This is a genomic window from Mycobacterium sp. NPDC003449 (genome assembly GCF_053588415.1).
This window is the reverse complement of record NZ_JBSFPX010000015.1, coordinates 45,270-66,267: the sequence shown is the minus strand read 5'-3', so window position 1 is coordinate 66,267 and position 20,998 is coordinate 45,270. Positions and strand designations below refer to the sequence as shown.

Annotated in this window: 21 protein-coding genes; 10 read left to right on the top strand and 11 right to left on the bottom strand. The window is 66.0% G+C overall.

Annotated elements, in window-relative coordinates; translation table 11 throughout:
• Positions 1-96: 96 nt before the first annotated feature.
• On the bottom strand, positions 97-1,383 hold the full coding sequence (aceA, locus tag ACWDTP_RS07140; RefSeq protein WP_450017984.1) for an isocitrate lyase: 1,287 nt from the start codon (positions 1,381-1,383) through the stop codon (positions 97-99).
• Between the two features lie 260 nt (positions 1,384-1,643).
• Positions 1,644-2,465, bottom strand: coding sequence for an acyl-ACP thioesterase domain-containing protein (locus tag ACWDTP_RS07135; protein WP_450017982.1), 822 nt, complete (start codon positions 2,463-2,465; stop codon positions 1,644-1,646).
• 116 nt (positions 2,466-2,581) lie between these two features.
• Between ACWDTP_RS07135 and ramB the strand changes: the two genes are divergently transcribed.
• The gene (gene ramB / locus ACWDTP_RS07130) at positions 2,582-4,009 is read left to right on the top strand and encodes an acetate metabolism transcriptional regulator RamB (protein ID WP_450017981.1); all 1,428 of its coding nucleotides are present in this window, start codon (positions 2,582-2,584) and stop codon (positions 4,007-4,009) included.
• A 14-nt stretch (positions 4,010-4,023) separates the two neighbouring features.
• Positions 4,024-4,575: a carboxymuconolactone decarboxylase family protein gene (locus ACWDTP_RS07125; RefSeq protein WP_450017979.1), complete on the top strand. Its 552-nt coding sequence runs from the start codon at positions 4,024-4,026 to the stop codon at positions 4,573-4,575.
• 96 nt (positions 4,576-4,671) lie between these two features.
• On the opposite strand, the gene ACWDTP_RS07120 is transcribed toward ACWDTP_RS07125, so the two are convergent.
• Both ACWDTP_RS07120 and lpdA read right to left on the bottom strand, forming a co-directional pair.
• Positions 4,672-4,941, bottom strand: coding sequence for a hypothetical protein (locus ACWDTP_RS07120; protein WP_450017977.1), 270 nt, complete (start codon positions 4,939-4,941; stop codon positions 4,672-4,674).
• Complete coding sequence (gene lpdA / locus ACWDTP_RS07115) at positions 4,938-6,332, bottom strand: dihydrolipoyl dehydrogenase (protein WP_450017975.1); 1,395 nt, start codon at positions 6,330-6,332, stop codon at positions 4,938-4,940. Before lpdA ends, ACWDTP_RS07120 begins: the two co-directional genes overlap by 4 nt.
• A 182-nt stretch (positions 6,333-6,514) precedes the next feature.
• Here lpdA and ACWDTP_RS07110 point away from each other — a divergent pair, with 182 nt between their 5' ends.
• From ACWDTP_RS07110 to ACWDTP_RS07100, 3 genes are read left to right on the top strand one after another with little or no spacing between them, the layout of a single operon-like run.
• Positions 6,515-7,423 carry a cyclopropane mycolic acid synthase family methyltransferase gene (locus tag ACWDTP_RS07110; protein ID WP_450017973.1) on the top strand — a complete coding sequence of 303 codons (909 nt, stop codon included), beginning with the start codon at positions 6,515-6,517 and terminating at the stop codon, positions 7,421-7,423.
• On the top strand, positions 7,420-7,980 hold the full coding sequence (gene sigK / locus ACWDTP_RS07105) for an ECF RNA polymerase sigma factor SigK (RefSeq protein ID WP_450017971.1): 561 nt from the start codon (positions 7,420-7,422) through the stop codon (positions 7,978-7,980). Before ACWDTP_RS07110 ends, sigK begins: the two co-directional genes overlap by 4 nt.
• Positions 7,977-8,678, top strand: coding sequence for an anti-sigma factor (locus ACWDTP_RS07100; RefSeq protein ID WP_450017969.1), 702 nt, complete (start codon positions 7,977-7,979; stop codon positions 8,676-8,678). The genes sigK and ACWDTP_RS07100 overlap by 4 nt, the downstream gene beginning before the upstream one ends.
• Positions 8,679-8,693: 15 nt before the next feature.
• On the opposite strand, the gene ACWDTP_RS07095 is transcribed toward ACWDTP_RS07100, so the two are convergent.
• Positions 8,694-9,170 (bottom strand): DUF779 domain-containing protein, encoded by a 477-nt coding sequence (locus ACWDTP_RS07095; RefSeq protein ID WP_450017967.1) that lies wholly within the window; start codon positions 9,168-9,170, stop codon positions 8,694-8,696.
• 66 nt (positions 9,171-9,236) lie between these two features.
• Between ACWDTP_RS07095 and ACWDTP_RS07090 the strand changes: the two genes are divergently transcribed.
• The 5 genes from ACWDTP_RS07090 (at position 9,237) to ACWDTP_RS07070 (ending at position 14,798) form a co-directional block, all read left to right on the top strand.
• Positions 9,237-11,234 (top strand): prolyl oligopeptidase family serine peptidase, encoded by a 1,998-nt coding sequence (locus tag ACWDTP_RS07090; protein ID WP_450017990.1) that lies wholly within the window; start codon positions 9,237-9,239, stop codon positions 11,232-11,234.
• Between the two features lie 151 nt (positions 11,235-11,385).
• On the top strand, positions 11,386-12,177 hold the full coding sequence (locus ACWDTP_RS07085; RefSeq protein ID WP_450017965.1) for a sensor domain-containing protein: 792 nt from the start codon (positions 11,386-11,388) through the stop codon (positions 12,175-12,177).
• Between the two features lie 88 nt (positions 12,178-12,265).
• Positions 12,266-12,577 (top strand): DUF2563 family protein, encoded by a 312-nt coding sequence (locus ACWDTP_RS07080; RefSeq protein WP_450017963.1) that lies wholly within the window; start codon positions 12,266-12,268, stop codon positions 12,575-12,577.
• A 6-nt stretch (positions 12,578-12,583) separates the two neighbouring features.
• The gene (locus ACWDTP_RS07075; protein ID WP_450017961.1) at positions 12,584-14,089 is read left to right on the top strand and encodes a putative alpha/beta hydrolase; all 1,506 of its coding nucleotides are present in this window, start codon (positions 12,584-12,586) and stop codon (positions 14,087-14,089) included.
• Between the two features lie 46 nt (positions 14,090-14,135).
• Positions 14,136-14,798: a hypothetical protein gene (locus ACWDTP_RS07070; RefSeq protein WP_450017959.1), complete on the top strand. Its 663-nt coding sequence runs from the start codon at positions 14,136-14,138 to the stop codon at positions 14,796-14,798.
• A gap of 119 nt (positions 14,799-14,917) precedes the next feature.
• Here the strand turns inward: ACWDTP_RS07070 and ACWDTP_RS07065 are convergent, their stop codons facing one another.
• The 6 genes from ACWDTP_RS07065 to ACWDTP_RS07040 form a co-directional block, all read right to left on the bottom strand.
• Positions 14,918-15,763 carry a hypothetical protein gene (locus ACWDTP_RS07065; protein ID WP_450017957.1) on the bottom strand — a complete coding sequence of 282 codons (846 nt, stop codon included), beginning with the start codon at positions 15,761-15,763 and terminating at the stop codon, positions 14,918-14,920.
• 29 nt (positions 15,764-15,792) lie between these two features.
• Positions 15,793-16,650: a polyphosphate kinase 2 gene (gene ppk2, locus ACWDTP_RS07060; RefSeq protein WP_450017955.1), complete on the bottom strand. Its 858-nt coding sequence runs from the start codon at positions 16,648-16,650 to the stop codon at positions 15,793-15,795.
• 77 nt (positions 16,651-16,727) lie between these two features.
• Positions 16,728-18,248 (bottom strand): aldehyde dehydrogenase family protein, encoded by a 1,521-nt coding sequence (locus tag ACWDTP_RS07055; protein WP_450017954.1) that lies wholly within the window; start codon positions 18,246-18,248, stop codon positions 16,728-16,730.
• Positions 18,249-18,355: 107 nt separating this feature from the next.
• Entirely contained in the window at positions 18,356-19,510 is a 1,155-nt protein-coding gene (locus ACWDTP_RS07050; RefSeq protein ID WP_450017952.1) for a hypothetical protein, read from the bottom strand.
• Positions 19,511-19,923: 413 nt separating this feature from the next.
• Positions 19,924-20,478, bottom strand: coding sequence for a PA-phosphatase (locus ACWDTP_RS07045; protein ID WP_450017950.1), 555 nt, complete (start codon positions 20,476-20,478; stop codon positions 19,924-19,926).
• Positions 20,475-20,993 carry a mycothiol transferase gene (locus ACWDTP_RS07040; protein WP_450017948.1) on the bottom strand — a complete coding sequence of 173 codons (519 nt, stop codon included), beginning with the start codon at positions 20,991-20,993 and terminating at the stop codon, positions 20,475-20,477. Before ACWDTP_RS07040 ends, ACWDTP_RS07045 begins: the two co-directional genes overlap by 4 nt.
• Positions 20,994-20,998: the final 5 nt, after the last annotated feature.

Here is a 20,998-nt window from a genome sequence, read left to right as displayed (position 1 = left end):
TCGGTGGTCGGCGTGTGTGTGGTAACCACACCGATACCGGAGGCCCTCACCCGTTCGTCGCCGCCACGCCGTTCACAACCTCCCCAAGAGTTACATCTAGTGGAACTGGCCCTCTTCGGTCGAGCCGGTCAGCGCGGTGGTCGAGCTGGACGGGTCAACGGTGGTGGCGATCCGGTCGAAGTAGCCCGCGCCGACCTCGCGCTGATGCTTGGTGGCGGTGTAGCCACGCTCCTCGGCGGCGAACTCGCGCTCCTGCAGCTCGACGTAGGCCTTCATCTGCTCGCGGGCGTAGCCGTGGGCCAGGTCGAACATCGAGTAGTTGAGGGCGTGGAAGCCGGCCAGCGTGATGAACTGGAACTTGAAGCCCATCGCGCCCAGCTCGCGCTGGAACTTGGCGATCGTCGCGTCGTCGAGGTGCTTGCGCCAGTTGAACGACGGCGAGCAGTTGTAGGACAGCATCTGGTCCGGGAATTCGCTCTTGACGCCCTCGGCGAACTTCTTGGCCAGCTCCAGGTCCGGGGTGCCGGTCTCCATCCAGATCAGGTCCGAGTACGGCGCGTAGGCCTTGGCCCGGGCGATGCAGGGCTCCAGGCCGTTCTGCACCCGGTAGAAGCCCTCCTTGGTGCGCTCACCGGTGATGAACGGCTGGTCGCGCTCGTCGACATCGGAGGTGATCAGGGTGGCCGCCTCGGCGTCGGTGCGGGCGATGACCAGGGTCGGCACGTCGGCCACGTCGGCCGCCAGGCGGGCCGAGGTCAGGGTGCGGATGTGCTGCTGGGTCGGGATCAGCACCTTGCCGCCGAGGTGACCGCACTTCTTCTCCGAGGCCAGCTGGTCCTCCCAGTGCGAGCCGGCGACACCGGCGGCGATCATGGCCTTCTGCAGCTCGTAGACGTTGAGCGCGCCACCGAAGCCGGCCTCGCCGTCGGCGACGATCGGGGCCAGCCAGTTCTCCACCGAGGTGTCACCTTCGACCTTGGCGATCTGATCGGCACGCAGCAGCGCGTTGTTGATCCGGCGCACCACCTGCGGGACCGAGTTGGCCGGGTAGAGGCTCTGGTCGGGGTAGGTGTGGCCGGACAGGTTCGCGTCGCCGGCAACCTGCCAACCCGACAGGTAGATGGCCTTCAGGCCGGCGCGCACCTGCTGCACGGCCTGGTTGCCGGTCAGCGCGCCCAGCGCGTTGACGAAGTCCAGATCGTGCAGCTGCTCCCACAGCACCTCGGCGCCGCGGCGGGCCAGGGTGGCCTCCTCGACGACTGAACCCTGCAGGGCCACGACGTCGGCGGGGCTGTAGGTACGGGTGATGCCCTTCCAGCGGGGGTTGTGATCCCAGTCGTGCTGGATCTGCTCCGGCGACTTGGGGGTGCCCACGGTCGACATAGGACTGCTCCTTCGGTTGGTGGCCCACCGCGACGCATCGTTGCTTGCTAACGCCGTGGCAGCTTTGCTCTTCTGCTAATCCGACGATGGCACAGTGCATATCCGCAGGTCCACCCGTTTCACTTGCCAACTTTCGCCAAACGATGGCGTTAACTTGCAAAGGTTGCGAAGAAACATGATGGCTGTACCGGTTCAGAAGCTACCGGCCGGTAACCCAATTCGCGCAGGTCAGTACGCCCGTACTGTTAAACCGGCGGGGGTCAGAGCGTGAACAGTGCGGCGACGGCTTTCATCTCGTCGCCGACGGCGTATGTGAGCGTTCTAACAGCCCGGTCGGTGAGCTCTTCGCCGAATTTGTCGGTCGAACCGGCCGGGTGGACGTGCGAGAGGATCTCCAGCTTCTCCCCCAGCGCCACCGCGGCGTCATGCTCGATCGTGACTCGCAGCGGCTTCTCCAGAAGCTCGGGGTGGGAGAACAGGTAGTCCTCGATCACCGTCCAGTAGATCGAATTGTTCATGTGGTCGAACAGGTCGATATCCGACACCCGGACCGGGTACTCGCGGATCTCCTGCGCGTCCTCGCGGGCGCCGGCCTTCAGGTAGGCCTTCCAGCGCAGCCGGGTCTCGGTGGTGGTGCGGCGCAGACCCTCGAGGAAGTCGTCGGAGATCCGGGCCGGCCCCTGCGTCTCGCGGTTGATGTTGATCCAGAACGCCTCCGATTCGAGCAGGCCGCCCTTGCGGCCGTCGATGCGGACCCGCATCTCGCACCACCGGTTGGACGTGCCCGAACACCAGCGCCGCATCCGCAGCATGTCCTGGAACTCGACGGGCCGGATCAGGTCGATCATGGTGCGCCGCACGATCCACAGCGGGTGGGTCTCCTCGAAGCCCAGCTCGCGCAGCTGATCCGAGCCGATGTCCTGGATGTGGCGGCACGCGGCGTCGAAGCGCAACCGGCCGACCCGGTCGATATCGCCGACCCGCAACGGCCATTCGCGGTCGAAGACGTCGGGATGGGGATCCGGCACCGGCATCATCGCCTTGTTCAGCCCGATGGTCGGCCTTGCAGCGGTGCCCGTCATGTCATCTCCCCAATCGATCGCCCAGACCGATCATGCCAGGCCTCCTCACCCGGACCCAATGACCGATCTGCCAAGAATGCGAAGTCCGGCTTTGCAGCGTTGTTAGGCTGGTTGACGTGGCTAAAACCTTCGTCGGGTCACGGGTGCGGCAACTGCGCAGCGAGCGTGGGTTCAGCCAGGCGGCCCTGGCCCAGATGTTGGACATCTCGCCGAGCTACCTCAATCAGATCGAACACGACGTACGCCCGCTGACCGTCGCCGTGCTGCTTCGCATCACCGAGGTGTTCGGGGTCGACGCCACCTTCTTCGCCTCCCAGGACGACACCCGGCTGGTGGCCGAGATGCGGGAGGTGACGATGGACCGCGATCTCGGGGTCGAGGTCGAGCTCAGCGAGGTCGCCGATATGGTCGCCGCGCATCCCAATCTGGCCCGCGCGATGGTCAACCTGCACCGGCGCTACCGGCTGACCACCACCCAGCTGGCGGCCGCCACCGAGGACCGGTTCTCCGACGGCAGCGGCTCCAGCTCCGGATCGGGGGCCATCTCCATGCCGCACGAGGAGGTCCGCGACTACTTCTACCAGCGCCAGAACTATCTGCACGAACTCGACACCGCCGCCGAGGATTTCACCATCCGGATGCGGATGCACCGCGCCGAGTTGTCTCGTGAGCTGGCCGAGCGGCTGGCCATGGTGCACGGGGTGCGCATCGTGCGGCGGATCGATCTGGGCGACAACGTGCTGCACCGCTTCGATCCGGCCACCAAGACCCTGGAGATCGGCAACCACCTCTCCTCCGGACAGCAGGTGTTCAAGATGGCCGTCGAGTTGGGCTACCTCGAATTCGGCGATCTGATCGACAAACTGGTCGACGAGGGCATGTTCACCAGCGACGAGTCACGCACCCTGGCGCGCCTTGGCCTGGCCAACTACTTCGCGGCCGCAACCGTGTTGCCCTACCGGCAGTTTCACGATGTGGCGGAGAACTTCCGCTACGACGTCGAGCGGCTCTCGGCGTTCTACGCGGTCAGTTACGAGACCGTCGCACATCGGCTCTCGACGTTGCAGCGCCCCTCGATGCGGGGCGTCCCGCTCTCCTTCGTGCGGGTGGACCGGGCCGGGAACATGTCGAAACGCCAGTCCGCCACTGGCTTTCACTTCTCGTCGTCCGGCGGCACCTGCCCGCTGTGGAACGTTTACGAGACGTTCGGCAATCCGGGCAAGATCCTGGTGCAGATCGCCCAGATGCCCGACGGCCGCAACTACATGTGGGTGGCCCGCACCGTGGAGCGGCGCGCATCGCGCTACGGGCAGCCGGTCAAGACCTTCGCGATCGGGCTCGGATGCGAACTGCGCCATGCCCAGCGGCTGGTCTACTCCGAGGGCCTCGACCTCTCCGGTGAGGTCAGCACGCCGATCGGCTCCGGCTGCCGGGTGTGCGAACGCGACAACTGCCCGCAGCGGGCGTTCCCCGCGCTCGGGCGCGCGCTGGATCTCGACGAGCACCGCTCCACGGTGTCGCCATACCTGGTGAGGCCGTCGTAGTTAGACTCGTTTCGGTGAGTGCACTGGAGCCCGCGCGCATCGCGCCAGGCGGATTCAAAGAGCTGGGACCGATCAACTGGGCCATCGCCAAGCTCGGGGCCAGGGCCATCCGGGCACCGCGATTCGCACTGTTCAACGTGCTGGGCCAGCACAAGTTGTTGTTCCTGGCCTGGCTGCCCTATTCGGGCATCCTGCTCGGCCCGCTCGGCAAGCTCTCCCGCAAGGACGCCGAACTCGTCATCCTGCGGGTGGGGCACCTGCGGGACTGTGAATACGAACTCCAGCAGCACCGCCGTCTGGCCCGCAGCCGTGGTGTCGACGAGAAGACCCAGGCCCGCATCTTCGAAGGTCCCGACGCCGAAGGGCTGACCGACCGTCAGCGGGTGCTGATCACCGCCACCGACGAGTTCGTCGTCACCCGCTCCGTCACACCGGAGACCTGGGCCGCCCTGTCGTCGCTGCTCACCAAACAGCAGCTGATCGAATTCTGCATGCTGGCAGGGCAATACGACGGCCTGGCCGCCACGATGACCACGTTGCGGATCCCGCTGGACTTCCCGGACTAGGCCTCACATCGCCGCCGGTTTCTACCTGAGGGTCGTCACCGCGGCCGATCAACAGCCCAGGGGTAGAAAACGGCGCGGCGAATGCGCCAAGGAACCTTATAGGTAGGTCACCCCGAGCACGCCCAGCGAGAACAGCACCGGCGACACCGGCAGCAGCCACAGGAACGCCGCCCAGGTATGGGATTTCTGCTGGTACCTGCGCCAGCCGAAGTACCCGGCGACCGCGCCCGCCACGAACGACACCGCGGCCACCACCAGCACCCACAGGTTGACGTGGGTGCTGTCGGTTGCCAACGAGATGGCGGCCAGCCACAAGATGTGGCCGACCACCAATCCGGCTATGCCGGCGACGATTTCGTTTCTCAAAAGTTGATCATGTGGCCGGCCAGGCCGTGGAAGCATTCCTGCAGCGCCTCCGACAGGGTCGGATGGGTGTGCACGTTGCGGGCCAGTTCGTTGACCGTCAGGTCCCACTTCTGGGCCAGGGTCAGCTCGGGCAGCAGCTCCGACACGTCGGGGCCGATCAGGTGCCCGCCGAGCAGCTCGCCGTACTTGGTGTCGGCGATCAGCTTCACGAAACCGGTCGGGTCGGCCAGGCCGTGCGCCTTGCCGTTGGCGGTGAACGGGAACTTGGCGACCTTAACGTCGTAGCCCTCGGCGCGGGCCTGTTCCTCGGTGAGCCCGAAGCTGGCCACCTGCGGCTGACAGAACGTGGCGCGCGGCATCATCCGATAGTCACCGAGCGGCAACGTCTCCGCACCACCGATGGTCTCGGCCGCGACAACCCCCTGCGCCTCGGCCACGTGGGCGAGTTGCAGCAGCGCCGTGACATCACCGATCGCATAGATGTGCGGAACGTTGGTCCGCATGTACTCGTCGATACCGATGGCCTTGCGCTCCGTCAGCGCGACGCCGGCCGCCTCCAGCCCGAAACCCTCGACGTTGGGGGCGAAGCCGATGGCCTGCAGCACCTTGTCGGCTTTGAGTTCTTCGGTCTTGCCGTCCTTGCTGACCGTGACCTTGACCGCCGACCCCTCATCGGAGATGGTCTCGACCTTGGTGCCGGTCAGGATCTTCACGCCCAGCTTCTTGTACTGCTTCTCGATCTCCTTGGACACCTCGGCGTCCTCGTTGGGCAGCGCACGGGGCAGGAACTCGACGATGGTGACCTCGACGCCGTAGTTCTTCAGCACGTAGGCGAACTCCATGCCGATCGCGCCTGCGCCGGCGATGATGATCGAGGAGGGCAGCTCGCGGGAGAGGATCTGAGTCTCGTAGGTCACCACGTTGTCCGACAGCGAGGTGCCCGGCACTAGCCGGGTCGAGGACCCGGTGGCGATGATGGCGTTGTCGAACTCCACCTTCTCGGTGCCGCCGTCGTTGAGCGCGACCTCCAGGCTGTTGGGCCCGGTGAATTTGCCGTAGCCGTGGATCTCGGTGATCTTGTTCTTCTTCATCAGGAAGTGCACACCGGCCACCCGGCCGTCGGCGACCTTGCGGCTGCGGTCGAACGCCGCACCGTAGTCGAAGCTGGCCTCGCCGCTGATCCCGAAGGTCTTGGCTTCCTTGGTGAACATGTGAGCGATCTCGGCATTGCGCAGCAGCGCCTTCGAGGGGATGCACCCGACGTTCAGACATACCCCGCCCCAGTACTTCGGTTCGACGATGGCGGTGTTCAGGCCGAGTTGGGCAGCGCGGATGGCCGCGACATATCCGCCGGGGCCAGCTCCGAGTACGACGACGTCAAAGTGGGTCACGCTCCCACCCTAATAGGCGCGGCCGGGTTCCTATCGGGCGATCCGGCCGGAGGCTGCCCCGCCGCGCGTTGCGGCGAATCCACGGCGGAAAGGATCCGCGGCGCCGTCGGCTCCGAATTATCTGTGCGGACCTGATGAACCGGCACGGTCAACCGCACGTGTCCAGAAAGGTGGACCCTTCCATGACCAGCTCGACACAGCCCAGGCTGACCCCGCACTTCGATGATGTGCAAGCCCACTACGACTTGTCCGACGATTTCTTCCGGCTGTTCCTGGACCCGACCCAGACCTACAGCTGTGCATATTTCGAACGCGACGATATGACCCTGGAGCAGGCCCAGCTCGCCAAGATCGACCTGGCCCTCGGCAAGCTCGGGCTCGAACCAGGCATGACGTTGCTCGATATCGGCTGCGGGTGGGGAGCCACCGCGCGCCGCGCCGTCGAACGCTATGACGTCAACGTGGTGGGGCTTACCCTGTCCAAGAACCAGGCTGCACATGTGCAGACGATGTTCGACGATATGGACAGCCTCCGACAGCGCCGGGTGCTGCTGGCCGGTTGGGAGGAATTCGATGAACCGGTCGATCGCATCGTCTCCATCGGAGCGTTCGAACACTTCGGCCACACCCGGTATCCGGAGTTCTTCCGAATGGCCCACCGGGTAATGCCATCCGACGGGGTGATGTTGCTGCACTCGATCTGCGGGTTCCATCCGAGCGAGGCCAAACGGCTGGGTATCACCCTCACATTCGACCTGGCGCGGTTCATCAAGTTCCTCCTCACCGAGATCTTCCCGGGCTCGCAGCTGCCTTCAGCCCCGTTGGTCGACGAGCGCGCCACCGACGCCGGATTCGTGCTGACCCGCGAACAGTCGCTGCAGCCGCACTATGCGACGACGTTGGACCACTGGGCGGCCGCGCTGGAGGCCAACCACCGGCGCGCGGTCGAGATCCAGTCCGAGGAGGTTTATCAGCGCTATATGAAGTACCTGACCGGATGCGCGGACCTGTTCCGCAGAGGTCAGGTGGACGTCGTCCAGTTCACCCTGGAAAAGAGTCAGTTCACCCTGGAAGGCGCTGACCTGCGTTGACCGAGAGACCGTCGAATGCTGACCTCGCCAGCCTGCTGCGGCGGGTGGCCGGTCAGGATTCCACCGCGTTCACCCTGTTGTACGACACGACCAGGGCCCGGGTTTTCGGTCTGGTCAGTCAGATCATCCGCGACCCCGGTTACAGCGAGGAGATCACCCAGGAGGTCTACCTGCAGGTCTGGCGCGGGGCGGGGGCGTTTGACCCATCGGCGGGCTCGGCGCTGGCCTGGCTGGTCACCTTGGCGCACCGGCGTGCCGTCGACCGGGTGCGATCCGAGCAGGCCGCACGTCGCCGCGACTCGCGATACGCGTTGACCTCGAATGAGCCACCCGTCGATGTCGTGGTGGAGCGGGCCGCGCTGTCCGAGGAGCACCGCCGGGTGGCCGAATGCCTGGACGCGCTGTCCGACGCCCAGCGCCGGTGCATCGAACTGGCCTACTATCGCGGCCTCACCTACCCGCAGGTGTCGGAACGGATCGCGATCAACCTCACCACCGTGAAGTCGCGGATCCGCAACGGACTACGCAATCTCCGGCACTGTCTGGGTGCGGCATGACCGCCCCCCGCGAACCCGACCTGATGGAGTGGGCGACACCGTATGCGCTGAATGCGGTATCCGACGGCGAGCGTGCCGACATCGAACGCCGGATCGCCGTCGCCCCCGGCGAGGTGGTCGACGCGTTCGCCGCGGAAGTGCGGGCCGTGCGGGAGACCATGGCGACGCTGTCCGAGGTCACCGCGGTCGAACCCCCCACGGCCCTGCGCGGCCGGATTCTTGCGGCGATCGGTTCGCCGTCCTCCCGACGGAATCGCTGGCGCACCGCCGCCGTCGGGGCGGCCGCGGCCGCGGTGATCGTGGCGGCCGGGTTCGGGGCGGGTGTCGCGCTGCGGCCGACTCCGCCGCCGCCCTCGGTTGCCGAGCAGGTGCTCGGGGCCACCGATGTGCGTTCGGTCAGCTCAGCCATCCCGGCCGGAGGCACGGTGACGGCCGTCTACTCCCGGGATCACAACGCGGCCGTGCTGGTATTCGACAACGTCGCCCCGCCGGCGATCGACACCGTGTATCAGATGTGGCTGCTCGACAATGGTCGACCGCGCTCGGCGGGCACGCTGGACGCGGCCGCGGTCGCCCCGTCGACCACCGACATCGTCCACGATCTCGGAGTGGCGAACACGCTGGCGCTCACCGTCGAGCCCGGCACCGGTTCCGAGCAGCCGACCGGGGAGATATTCGCGCAGCTGCCGTTGCAGTGACGGGTGCGGACCGGGCTACGTCCGCGTCGGCACCGGACAGGCATCGGCCGCTTCCGCGACGATGTGGCTCCCGGTGTCGGGCGGCCGGGCCCCGTCGGCGTACTGAGCTCCGGTGATGGATGCCTCGGCGGCCAGTTCGGCGTTCTCGGCGTCGGTGAACGCGCGGCCCCTGGACAGGAAACGCATGCCTTCGGGTGCTTCCAGGCTGAAGCCGCCGCCGCGGCCGGGTACGACGTCGATCACCAGCTGGGTGTGTTTCCACGCCTCGAACTGCGGCCCCGAGATCCACACCGGGACGCCGGTGCTCCCGACGTCGAGCACCCCCAGCAGGATGTCGCGGTCCCCGACGATGAAGTCGCCGTCCGGGTAACACATCGGCGACGACCCGTCGCAGCAGCCGCCGGACTGGTGAAACATCAACGCGCCGTGCCGTTCCTGCAGCCGGACCAGCAGATCGGCGGCCGCCGCGGTGATCAGGGCTCGACTGATCATGTTGTCCTCTCACCTGCTCGGATACGGTGTAACACAGTTCACAGTACGCCCGCGGGTCACAATGGTCTGGTGGTAGATGACCCGTATCTCTGGCTCGAAGACATCACCGGCGAGGACGCGCTCGAATGGGTGCGGGCGCGCAACGACACGACGGTCGCCGAGTTGGGCGGCGAGCGTTTCGAACAGTTTCGCGCCGACGTGCTCGACGTGCTCGACACCGACGACCGCATCCCCTACGTGGGCCGGCGCGGGGACCACCTGTACAACTTCTGGCGGGACGAGGCCAACCCGCGCGGGTTGTGGCGACGCACCACACTCGACAGCTACCGCACCGAGGTTCCGGACTGGGAGACCATCATCGACCTGGACGAGCTCGCCCGCGTCGAGGGTGAGAACTGGGTGTGGGCCGGTCCCGACGTCATCGAGCCCGACCATTCGCTGGCCCTGATCAGCCTGTCCCGCGGCGGCGCCGACGCCGCGGTGGTCCGCGAATTCGACATGCGGACCAAGGAATTCGTGGTCGGCGGGTTCGAGCTGCCCGAGGCCAAATCGGGGGTGTCCTGGGAGGACGAGAACACCCTGCTGGTGTGCACCGATTTCGGTGCCGGGTCGATGACCGAATCGGGGTACCCGCGCATCGCGAAACGCTGGCGCCGGGGTGAGCCGCTGGAGCACGCCGAGACCGTGTTCACCGCCGAACCGACCGATATCCGGGTCATCGCCAGCGTGGACCGGACCCCGGGCTATGAGCACGTCCGGCTCGGGCGCTACACCGACTTCTACAACCGCATCCGCTACGAGGTGCGCGACGGTGAGCTGATCCTGATCGACGTTCCGACGGATGCCACGACGTCGACGCATCGCGAATGGATGCTGATCTCGCTGCGAAGCGACTGGCAGGTCGGCGATGTCACCTATGCGGCGGGCAGCCTGCTGGCCACCAGATTCGACGACTTTCTCTCCGGCACCGGCGAGCTGGCCGTCGTCTACGCCCCCGACGAGCACAGCTGCCTGTCCGGGGCCAGCTGGACCAGGGACAAACTGGTCCTGGTCACCCGGCGCGACGTCGCCAGCCACATCGAGATCGTCACCCCCGGCACCTGGGAACGCATCGACGCACCCGGAATCCCGGAATCGGATGAGACGGTCGTGGTCGACACCGACCCGTTCGGCGACGAGGTCTTCTACGACTCCAGCGGGTTCACCTCGCCGTCGCGGCTCCTGCACGGCACCGCGGGCGGATCGCTGGAGCAGGTCAAGTCCGCGCCTACGTTCTTCGACGCCGACGGTATCGGCGTCACCCAGTATTTCGCCACCTCCGCCGACGGCACGGCGATCCCGTACTTCGTCGTCGGGGAGCGCGAGCAACCGGCTCCGACCTGGCTCTACGGCTACGGCGGCTTCCAGAATTCGCTGACGCCCAGCTATGCCGGCGGGCTCGGGCGGTCCTGGCTGACCCGAGGCGGCACCTATGTGGTGGCCAACATCCGCGGCGGCGGCGAGTACGGGCCGCGGTGGCATACCGGGGCGATGCGGGAGAACCGTCACCTGGTCTACGAGGACTTCGCGGCCGTCGCCGCCGATCTGGTACGGCGCGGGATCACCACGGTCGAACAGTTGGGGGCGTCGGGCGGCAGCAACGGCGGGCTGCTGATGGGCGTCATGCTGACCCGTTACCCCGAGCTGTTCGGTGCCCTGGTCTGCAGCGTTCCGCTACTGGACATGAAGCGCTACCACCTGCTGCTGGCCGGCGCGTCCTGGGTGGCCGAATACGGCGATCCGGACAATCCGGAGGATTGGGCGTTCATGTCGGAATACTCGCCGTACCAGAATGTTTCGGATACCCGGCGCTACCCACCGATCCTGATCACCACCTCGACCCGCGACGACCGGGTACATCCCGGGCATGCCAGGAAGATGACCGCGGCGCTTGAGTCCGCCGGGCATCGGGTCCTCTACTACGAGAACATCGAGGGCGGGCACGGCGGTGCGGCCGACAACAAGCAGGCCGCGTTCAAGGCGGCGCTGACCTACGAGTTCCTCTGGCGCACCCTCGGCGGGTAGCCGCCCACCCAGCCGCGCCCAGCGCCGAATTCGACGTAAACGTCGCGATTTCGCCGGACTCGCAACGATTACGTCGAGTTGGGCGATAGGTAGTGAGTCGCGTGGGCGGTTCTAGAGATGGCCCAACACTGGCTGCTGGATAATTGCCTGCATGGCGCCCGACCGACCCCCCGTCCCCAGTATCCTCGCCGTGCTTGTGGCCACAAGCGTTTTGGCGGCCGGTTGTGCGCAAGACACTGGCGGAACGGCGACGCCAGCTAACGGTGCAGAAGCACCAATAGAAGCAGGCGTATCTGACAAGCAGACGCCCCCCACAGCGACGGGCACAGCCGACGAGTACGCGTGGATGTCGTCAGTGATGCCATCAGCTGGCGAGCTTTCGACGGCCCTGGGCCACGAAACGGGCGCTGGTAGCAGCCGACCGTTCGTAGGTGACAGCAGCGACCTCCGTGATACCTTCACCGGATCCCGAGCGATCGTAGAGGACCAGTGCATCGGTATCGTCTCCCCGTTTGAGAAGCAGGCGTACGGCAGTGCGCCTGTCCGCGCCGTCACGTATGACTCCGGGTCGACAAGCAACTTCGGGGTGGTAGCCCTGGCAACGACTTCGGACGCTGAGTCGCTGTTCGCCACTTTCCAGAAGCGATGGCGAGAGTGTGACGGGATTACGTTGACCAAGGCAGACAGCACATATACGTACACGCACCAGATCACGGATGTCGCTGAAACAGATAACGTGATCTCTGCGGTCGACACTGTGACATCCAACTCGCCTACCGGGGTCCCGGTACGAACGGCGCGGGCACTCGGCCTGGCGGACGATTGCATCGTCGAAACAGAGGTAACGCTCACCGATTCGCTCTCGCCTGATACCCGCCCACACGACGCCGCAGTCGCGCTGGTCCGGTTGATGTCAACGAAGATCGTGAGTGCGCACCGTTGAACCGACCTGGCAAGCACCCGACGACAAAATCGTGCAACACCTGGCAAATGCTTCGCGGTATGCTTCCGTTACGCGGGAGGGGTGACGAGTGTTTGTCGATAGTGAAGTATTGCGGTGTGGCGCCGAGTTCTCGCGGAGCGCGGGTGCAGTCACGCAGCACGGCGCCGATCGTTTCGCGGCCGTACAGCTACTGCCTAAGGTGTTCGGGGACTTCGCTGAGGCGGAGGAATTCGCCAGCGCGCTAAACCGCGCGCACCAAGCCCACGTTGCCTCGATGCACCGACATCAGTCGACACTCGACGCGCTCGCGGACAAGGCCCATACGGCAGCTACCGTCTTCGTGCGGCAGGACGAAGACGCGGCAGGCACTTTACGTGAGGCAGGCCTCAGGCTCATTTGACCTCCGATGCCACCTCTACTGCGACATCTGGACCTGCAGGAGCTGACTAGCGCCGCAGGTGGTAACCCCTGGCAGCTCGATGACACCATCCAGGCCGGAGCGCCTGGTGAGATCAACGAACTCGCTACGGCCTTTCATGAGGCTGGAAGTTGTTTGACCGACGCCGATGATGAGTTCAATACCGCCAAGGAGCGATTCGAAGAAGCTTGGGACCGCGACGACGGTGGCGGTCATCCGATCAACGACTCGGCCGAGGTACAGCGGGCTACTACATCCCTTCATCTCGACAAAGAAGAATTGGCACGTGTCGCAATCGATTTGGCGAACATTTCCGCGTCGCTAGCCGAGACGCAACAAACATCTGCCCAAAGCATCCAAACGCTCGATGCCAGCCTCCGTCAGATCGACAGTGCAATCGACGCAGCTATCGCACAAACGGGCTCATTATTCGATCAGAACGCCCTCGCGCCATTGAAGAATATGGCGATTCAACAAATAGCCAATGCTCTTGAGGCCATCGGAGCTGCGCGCGATACCTACTCCGGCGAACTTTCCAACGCGATGGATAGCATGCGCGCCGAAGGCTACCTCCCCGACGCGGTGGACGCGGCTGACGGTGACGGCGTCAACGCGCAGGATTCAGCCCGTGGGGAGGCCGCGGACTATAACTTCCAGCAGCTGGCTGCCGATCAGGCGCTTGTCAATAGCGCAGGCCCCATGACGCCGGAGAAAATAGCCGCGGCGGCGCGATTACGCGACTATGCGACGATTCAAGATCCAATGGCCGATCCGACAGCTGTGCGCCTGGCCGGTGAACGGCTAGACGATTTCCAGACGGCGCGACGAATACCCGGGACGCTTCCTGTCGATCCGATCCTCGGCTCTGATCCGCAACGACGCGCGCTAGTCCGGCAAGAATGGCAGAAGCAACTCGAAGCAGGCTCTTCGTGGATGCCACCGATGTCTCCGGACCAAGCTACAGCCTGGATGGATCGGCAGGAATCCGTCGCGCGCAGCGAGACTCTCCGCGAAGCTGTGCGGGGGCTCGAAAGTCAGGGGCTCTCGAAGGAATCAGCCACTTCCGTAGCAACGGCCATGTCGCAGGGCGCTTCGCTGAAGGACATCGCGTCCGCTGCCGGGCCTCTCGGCGAGTTGAAGCAAGCTGACGGGCTATTTTCAGACAACAGACATGTGCTGCCATGGGAACGCATGTCTACGTCTGAGATAAAGACGATCGCGGGATTGGGTAAGGGGCTCACTGTCGCTGGGCCGGTCCTGGAGTTCGTCGCGGCCTATCAAGACGTTCAGAACGGTGCTGCGCCAGGGAAGACTTGGGGTGAAGCCATCGGAACCGTCGGTGGCGGTTACGCGGGCGGCGCCTTAGTGGGTATGGCTGGCGGCGCCCTCCTCGGCCCGCCTGGCATGTTTGTCGGGGCAGTTGTCGGGGGCCTTGCGTTCGGCGAAGGTGGAAAACAACTGGGCGGCTACTACGGGAGCAAGTTTGACAACTAGCCAGGATGCCGCGAGCGTAGCTGCGGCTGGCTCTCCCCAGTTACCGGTGGCACCGCAGACCTTGATAATTGCCGGTGCTCTCATCGTCATCGCCGGCGCTTTCGTGGCGGCGTTCGTCGACAACCCACGTCACCAGCGGTGGAGCTATTGGTGTGGCTGGCTGGCAGGAACAGCCGTCATCGCTTGCGCATTCGTTGACCAGGGCTGGCGTATGACGGCCTCAGCTGCGGGGATTGGTCTTGTCGGCGCCGTCACGATCGCGTACTTCCGCACGCCGTACATCAAAATCGGCGGACGAGTATTCGCCTTCACGCTGGTGCACAGCGATACCACCCAACACGGTGGGGGCTCACCAACGCGACACAACCCCGATGCGTATGGCAACTTCCTCACCGCGGGCAAGTATTGGTGGACGACCGCTGTCCTCAGTATCGGGGTGGGTGTTCTCCAACTTTTGGAGGGCCGCACCGAGCTGACGCTGGGCCTCGCCGTTGTAATCTCGGTTCTACTCGCGGTGACCGGTCACCTCGATGTTCGCGACCGATTCCCGGTCGCCCGCAGGCAATTCGTTGCGCTCGGCGTGGTGGCGGTTTCGTCGATCCCCATCTTCCTCAGTCCGATTCTGGCGTACGCCGTGACGTATTACTGGCTCGCTCCGGGCAGCAGCACCCGTAGGGACGAAATCGAGCGAGACGACACGTTGAACTGACGCACAGTCTCGCAGCTGTCGTCTCTGCAAAACAGCCCCGCCCAGCACCGAATTCGACGTAAACGTCGCGATTTCGCCGGACTCGCAACGATTACGTCGAATTGGGCGAAAGGTGGCGGTCAGTCTCGGCGGCGCAGTCCGCCGAGCATCGCGGCGATCACGCCGAGCGCGACGAGCCCACCACCGGCGGCCAGGGTGAGATTGAGCCAGGTGTGCAGGCTCCCGATCGCGTGGCCGACCATCACATCGGCGATCTGGCGGATGTCACCGCTGGTGTGGTTGAGCCCGTCGTTGATGTAGCGCCGCGCCACCTCCAGGCCGGCCCACCCGGCCGCGCCGACGAGCAGAGCCGAGACACCCAGTGCGGCCAAGGCTTTGCCCCGGGACCGGGCGGCGGCCAGCGTCAGCAGCGCGAAGACCCCGGTCAGGATGGCCGCGCCGACGCTGACCCAGGGGCCCCAGACCGCGGCCGGCCGCAGCCGGCCCGGTTCGAGGCCGGCCGGGGGCGAGGCCGCGATCGGCACGGTGAGGGTTTGCGGCACGTCGATGTCGAAATCGGCCAGGGTCTGCCGGAAGGACGAGTCGGCCAGCATCGGGGCCAGGTCGATCACCCAGCCGCCGTCGGCGTCGCGGGCCACCTGGTCGGTGAACATCCAGGTGTGCACGATTTCGTTGGCCCTGGCGAACTGTCCCGGAAACTCCTCGCCCGAGGTGTAGCCCGCGGCCACCCCACGCACCAGCCCCGGGTCCACATCGGCGCCGTTTTTGGCGGCCAGCACATTGACCTGGGTGGTGAGTTCACCGGCGACGGCCCGCTGGAGCAGCGGATCCTTCGCGGCGTCGGCGGCCAGCGCCGAGTAGCCGGCCTGGCCGACGATGTTGCGTTGCGCCCACACCGCGGGCAGCGCGACCGCCAGCAGCGCCGTGGTCAGCAGCCACAGGAACAGCGTCATGACGAACCGCACGCCGTCCTCCTAGCCGGGACGGCGCCCGTTCAGTCCGACAGGGCGCGCCCCACGATCATCGGATCGGCGGTGCCGACCACCTCATGGTCCTTGTTGTCGTAGTTGAATTTACCGAGCACATACCGCATCGCGTTGATCCTGGCGCGTTTCTTGTCGTTGCTCTTCACCACGGTCCACGGTGCGATCTCGGTGTCGGTCCAGGAGAACATGTCCTCCTTGGCCGCGGTGTAGTCCTCCCATTTGTCCAGCGAGGCCAGGTCGGTCGGCGACAGCTTCCACTGCCGCACCGGGTCGACCTGGCGGATGGTGAACCGGGTGCGCTGTTCGGACTGGGTCACCGAGAACCACAGCTTGGTCAGGCTGATGCCGTCGTTGACCAGCATCTGCTCGAACAGTGGGGCCTGTCGGATGAACTCGGCATGCTGCTTGGGCGTGCAGTAGCCCATCACCCGCTCGACGCCGGCCCGGTTGTACCAGGACCGGTCGAACAGGACGACCTCACCGGCCGCGGGCAGGTGCTCGACGTACCGCTGGAAGTACCACTGGGTGCGTTCCTTCTCGGTGGGCTTCTCCAGCGCGACGACCCGGGCACCGCGTGGGTTGAGGTGCTCCATGAACCGCTTGATCGTGCCGCCCTTGCCCGCGGCGTCGCGACCCTCGAACACGATGACGTGCCGGTGGCCGTTGGCCTGGCTCCACTTCTGCAGCTTCAGCAACTCGATCTGCAGCAGCCGCTTCTGCTCCTCGTAGTCGTTGCGCTGCATCCGCTCGTCGTACGGGTAGCCCTCCCGCCACGTGTCGACCACCTCGCCGCCGGGAAGAAGCAGCAGTTCAGGGTCGTCGTCGTCATCGTCGCGGACGGCATAGCCGGAGGAGTCCAGGGTCACCGGCAGAAAATATCGACCCCGGCAAACACCGAGGTGACGTCACGGTGAACGAACGGTGGCGGGTTATGCCGTCGCCGCTACCTTTTGGCCCTGCGCCGCGGCCGGGCCAGCGCCATCCTGGTCATCAGCTTGTTCATCCGGGCCAACGCCTTGTGCGAGTTGTTGTAGTAGTTGCCGCCCGCCCCGGCGTTGGTGCGCGGCACCACCACCGTCTCCTGCCTGCAGAACTTGCGGACACCGTCGGCGCCGCCGAACCGGGCCCCGATACCCGAGGTCTTCCAGCCACCCATCGGTGCCGTGGTACACATCAGGTTCGAGATCACGTCGTTGACGTTGACCGCACCGCAATCCAGCTGCAGCGCAACGGCCTTCGCCCGCTCGGCGTCCCGGGAGAACACCGAGGCGCTCAACCCGTACGGGCTGTCGTTGGCCAACCGCACGGCCTCTTCCACCGAGGACACCTTCATGACCGGCAGTGTCGGGCCGAAGGTCTCCTCGGTCATGCACGTCATCGAATGGTCGACGTCGACCAGCACGGTCGGCGGGTAGAACGAGCCCGCCCCCTCCGGACGTTTACCACCGGTCAGCGCCTTCGCCCCGGCGGCGATCGCCTCGTTGACGTGCCGCTCGGTGACGGCGACCTGGCTCTCGTCGATCTGGGCGCCGAAGTCGTAGCCCTCGCCGGCCCCCATCTTGAGGTTGTTCACCGCTTTCACCGTGGCCTCGACGAACTGGTCGTAGACCGGTTCGAGGACATAGACCCGTTCGACGGACACACAGGTCTGGCCGGCGTTGAACATCGCGCCCCAGACCGCGGCATTGGCGGCCAACTCCACATCGGCGTCCTCGAGGACGATCATCGGGTCCTTGCCGCCGAGTTCCAGGCTGACCGGGGTAAGCCGGCGGGCGGCGCGCTCCATCACCTTGGCCCCGGTGGCGCTTGAGCCGGTGAACTGGACGTAATCGGAATTGTCGACGACGGCCTCGACGGCCTCGCGGGCACCCTGGACAATCGCCATCACCTCGGGGGCGCCGGAGTCGATCCAGCCGCGCAGCAGCAGTTCGGCGGTCAGCGGAGTGCGCTCGGACGGTTTGAGCAGCACCGCACAACCCGCGGCCAGCGCGGCGATGCCGTCCATCAGAAGATTGGCGACCGGATAGTTCCACGGCGCGATGATGGAGACCACCGGGCGGGGCCGGTAGTGGACGGTGACCTTCTTGATCGACAGGAACGGCAGCGACGCCGGGCGGCTCTCAGGTTCGAGGGCCTTTTCCATCGTCTTGATGTAGTACGACGCGATCATGATCAGCAGCGGGACTTCCTGGGCCGCATCGACCGCCGACTTCCCGGTCTCGGCGATCAGCAGCTTCTCGATCTCGTCGCGGTGCTCGCCGAGCCACACCGCGTAGCGGGCGAGCACTGTGGCCCGGCCCTTGGCCCCGCGGGCCTCCCAGTCCTTCTGGGCGCTGCGCAGCCCCGCCGCGATCCGCGGCACATCGGCGGGATCGGTCCAGCGCACCTGGCCGGCGACGGCCCCGGTCGCTGGGTTGCGAATGGTGCCGGTGTCCGGCAGATCAACTTCAGGCGTCGCTGTCATAGCGCTATGTTAACCACCATTTGTGATCCACGTCGCACCGGGTTTACACCTGTCAAGTTTGCGCAGCGCCCGGCCCCGGAGCCACTCCCTCCGGCTCCTGCCGAGTGTCAGTCCGTCTTGTCCGTGTCGTTCCCGTCCTGCGCGTCATTCGCCTCGTTCGCGGTGGCGGCCTGCGGCTTCGTCGGTGGCTTCGACTTGTTTGCCCCCAACATGTTTCGGGCCATTTCCCTCGCACCGTTGATCATCGCCTGGCCCCGGGTCTTGGCCTTGTCCGCCCGAGCTTCGGCCCGCTCATTGGCCTGCTTGATCCGCGCGTCGAGCTTCGTGAAATGTGGCTTGAGGCGGGTGACGTCGCGGGATTCCGACGAGCCCGGCTGCGGATCTTCCGGATTGTCCTGCGGGTCCAGCTTGACGTCGAGGACGTCGGCGACCGCCCTGCGGGTGTCCCTGGTGGCCCCCCACAGCGTCTGATTGCGGAAGTGCATCAGCGCGCCGTCCACTTTGGGATCGTCGGTGGTGAAGTTGCCGTCGCTGCCGCCGCCGAGCGAGGGTGGCAGCGCCTGCGCCAGCCCCTCGATGGCCGGATCGGCCGCCCACAGCGGCGCGTCGATGTACTGCCGGATCGCCAGGTAGAGCGCGCCGCTGTCACCCGTGACCATCGCCTGCGCGATCGGGACGATGCCGAACGGGGCGTTGATCGCGCCGGTCAGCGATCGTTGGGCCGACTCGATCAGACCCGCCGCGAGGGCCGCGGCGTAATTGTCGTTGAGCACCGCGGGGTCGACGCCAAGGACCTCTGCCACCTGTGCGTTGACTGCGTCCCTCAACCCGAGCAGTTGCTCGTTGCGGAACTGCATGAAGTCGCCGTCACCGGCGCTGGTGGACGGGTCATCGTTCGAACCGCCGCCCAGCGCCGGGGGCAGGGTGTCGGCGACGGCCTCGATGAGCGGGTCGGCGACGTACAACGGCGCGTCGACGATCTGGCGGATCTGGGAGTACAGCCTGTCGTTGCCGCCGCCCGCGAGCTGGGCGGCCAGCACCAGCGGCAGCAGTGGCGCCTGTGCCAGCTGCTCGACGAACCGCTTCGCAGACTCACTCGCGAGCTCGGATTGCGACAGGCCGTCGAATTTCGCCGACAATGCGGCCTGGGCGTCGACGATGCGTGGCGGCGTCATCGATAGCCCCATCGGCGCGACGGCGATGACGCCCGCCCCGACCATGGCGACACCTGCGCTCAGACCGCACCGAACCCGGTTGTTCATCTTGAGATCCCCTTATCCCCAGGTTGTTGCCCCTGGACTCGTCAGCAAATTACGCGAGCACGGGTCAATATCTCAGGTTTTTCACAGGTGGCCATCCGGCGATCGTTGCCAACGCAACAATTCCGGCGATAGTTGTGATTGCCGCAAACCGAAAACCTGGCGAACAGCCCAGCTCAATCACAACTTTGAGATTTGCCAGAACATGATCGACGGTTCAAAACTCCGTTATCCGTCCGCGCCCCGCTCAACCTCAGGCCCGAATATGTGTGGCGTGGTGGCGGTTAGGCTGCGGCGGGCCCGGCCGCCCCGCCCGCCGGCGCGGTACCGCCCGGCGGGCAGAGTTGGCCACGGCGCACCGGGCGCCGGCGCGCCGACGAGGGCTGAGCGAAGGAGAGGTGAAAGGTTGACACCGGCTACCCGGGGGTCGGTGCCCGCTCGCGATCACCCAGGAGGATGACGACCGCGTACACCATCGACACACCCAGCAATGCCGCTCCGACAGTGTCGGTGAAGTAGTGATGCGTGATCGCCTGGCCGAATACGCCGAGCAGACCGACGGCCACCGCAACCACCACCGCCCAGGTGGCGGCGGCCGCGACGAGCACGAACAGCCCCAGCACCGTCACGGCGAACGTGACATGGCCGCTGGGATAGGCCAGGCTGCCGCCCTTCTCCCGGCCGAAGATGCGTTTGCACACCTGCGCGACGACCACCGCGAGCGGCGGGGCCAGCACCACCGCCGCCGCCAGCCACCATCGGCGACGGACCAGCGCGACCCCCGCCGACACCACCAGCACGGCGGCGATCAACGGCGGGTAGGTGAACCACAGGCACACCCAGCGGTATTGCCCCATCGCGCGACCGAGGTTGAGAAACCAGGTGTCGAGGGGTGTCGGGCCCTTGCCCACGACCCAGCCCAGCAGCAGCATGGCGGCCAGCCCGAGCGGCGGCCACCACCGCGTCGTCAACCGATGATGCCGCGCAGATAGGCCGCCTGGCCCAGGTGCTGCGCACAGTCGTCGATGATGCTCACCAACCGGACACTAGCGGTCACCGGCGGATCCCACCGGGTATCGACGATGCGTCCGAGCTCCTCGTCGGTGACCGTGGCGATGTACTCCAACGTCACCTTGTGCACGGCGCGGTAATAGCCCGCCAGCAACTCAATGGGGGCGCGCACCTTGGCGACGTCGTCGGCGCTGTGCCCGTAGCCCATGTCGCCGCGCGGCAGGTCCAGACCGAACCGGTCCACCCAGCCGTCGCGCGTCCACACCTGCTCGAACCCGGCGACATCGCACAGTTGAAGGTCCTGACCACGGGCGCTGTGCCAGATCAGCCACGCGATGCTGTTGGCCTGCGGCGTCGGCCGGTACACCGACTGCTCCTCGCTCAGGCCCTCGGTCAGTTCGTCGACGTGCTCGATCAGCCGGGTGAACGCGTCGCGCAGCAGTTCGCGGACGGCGTCGGATTCGGAGACGGTCATGGTCC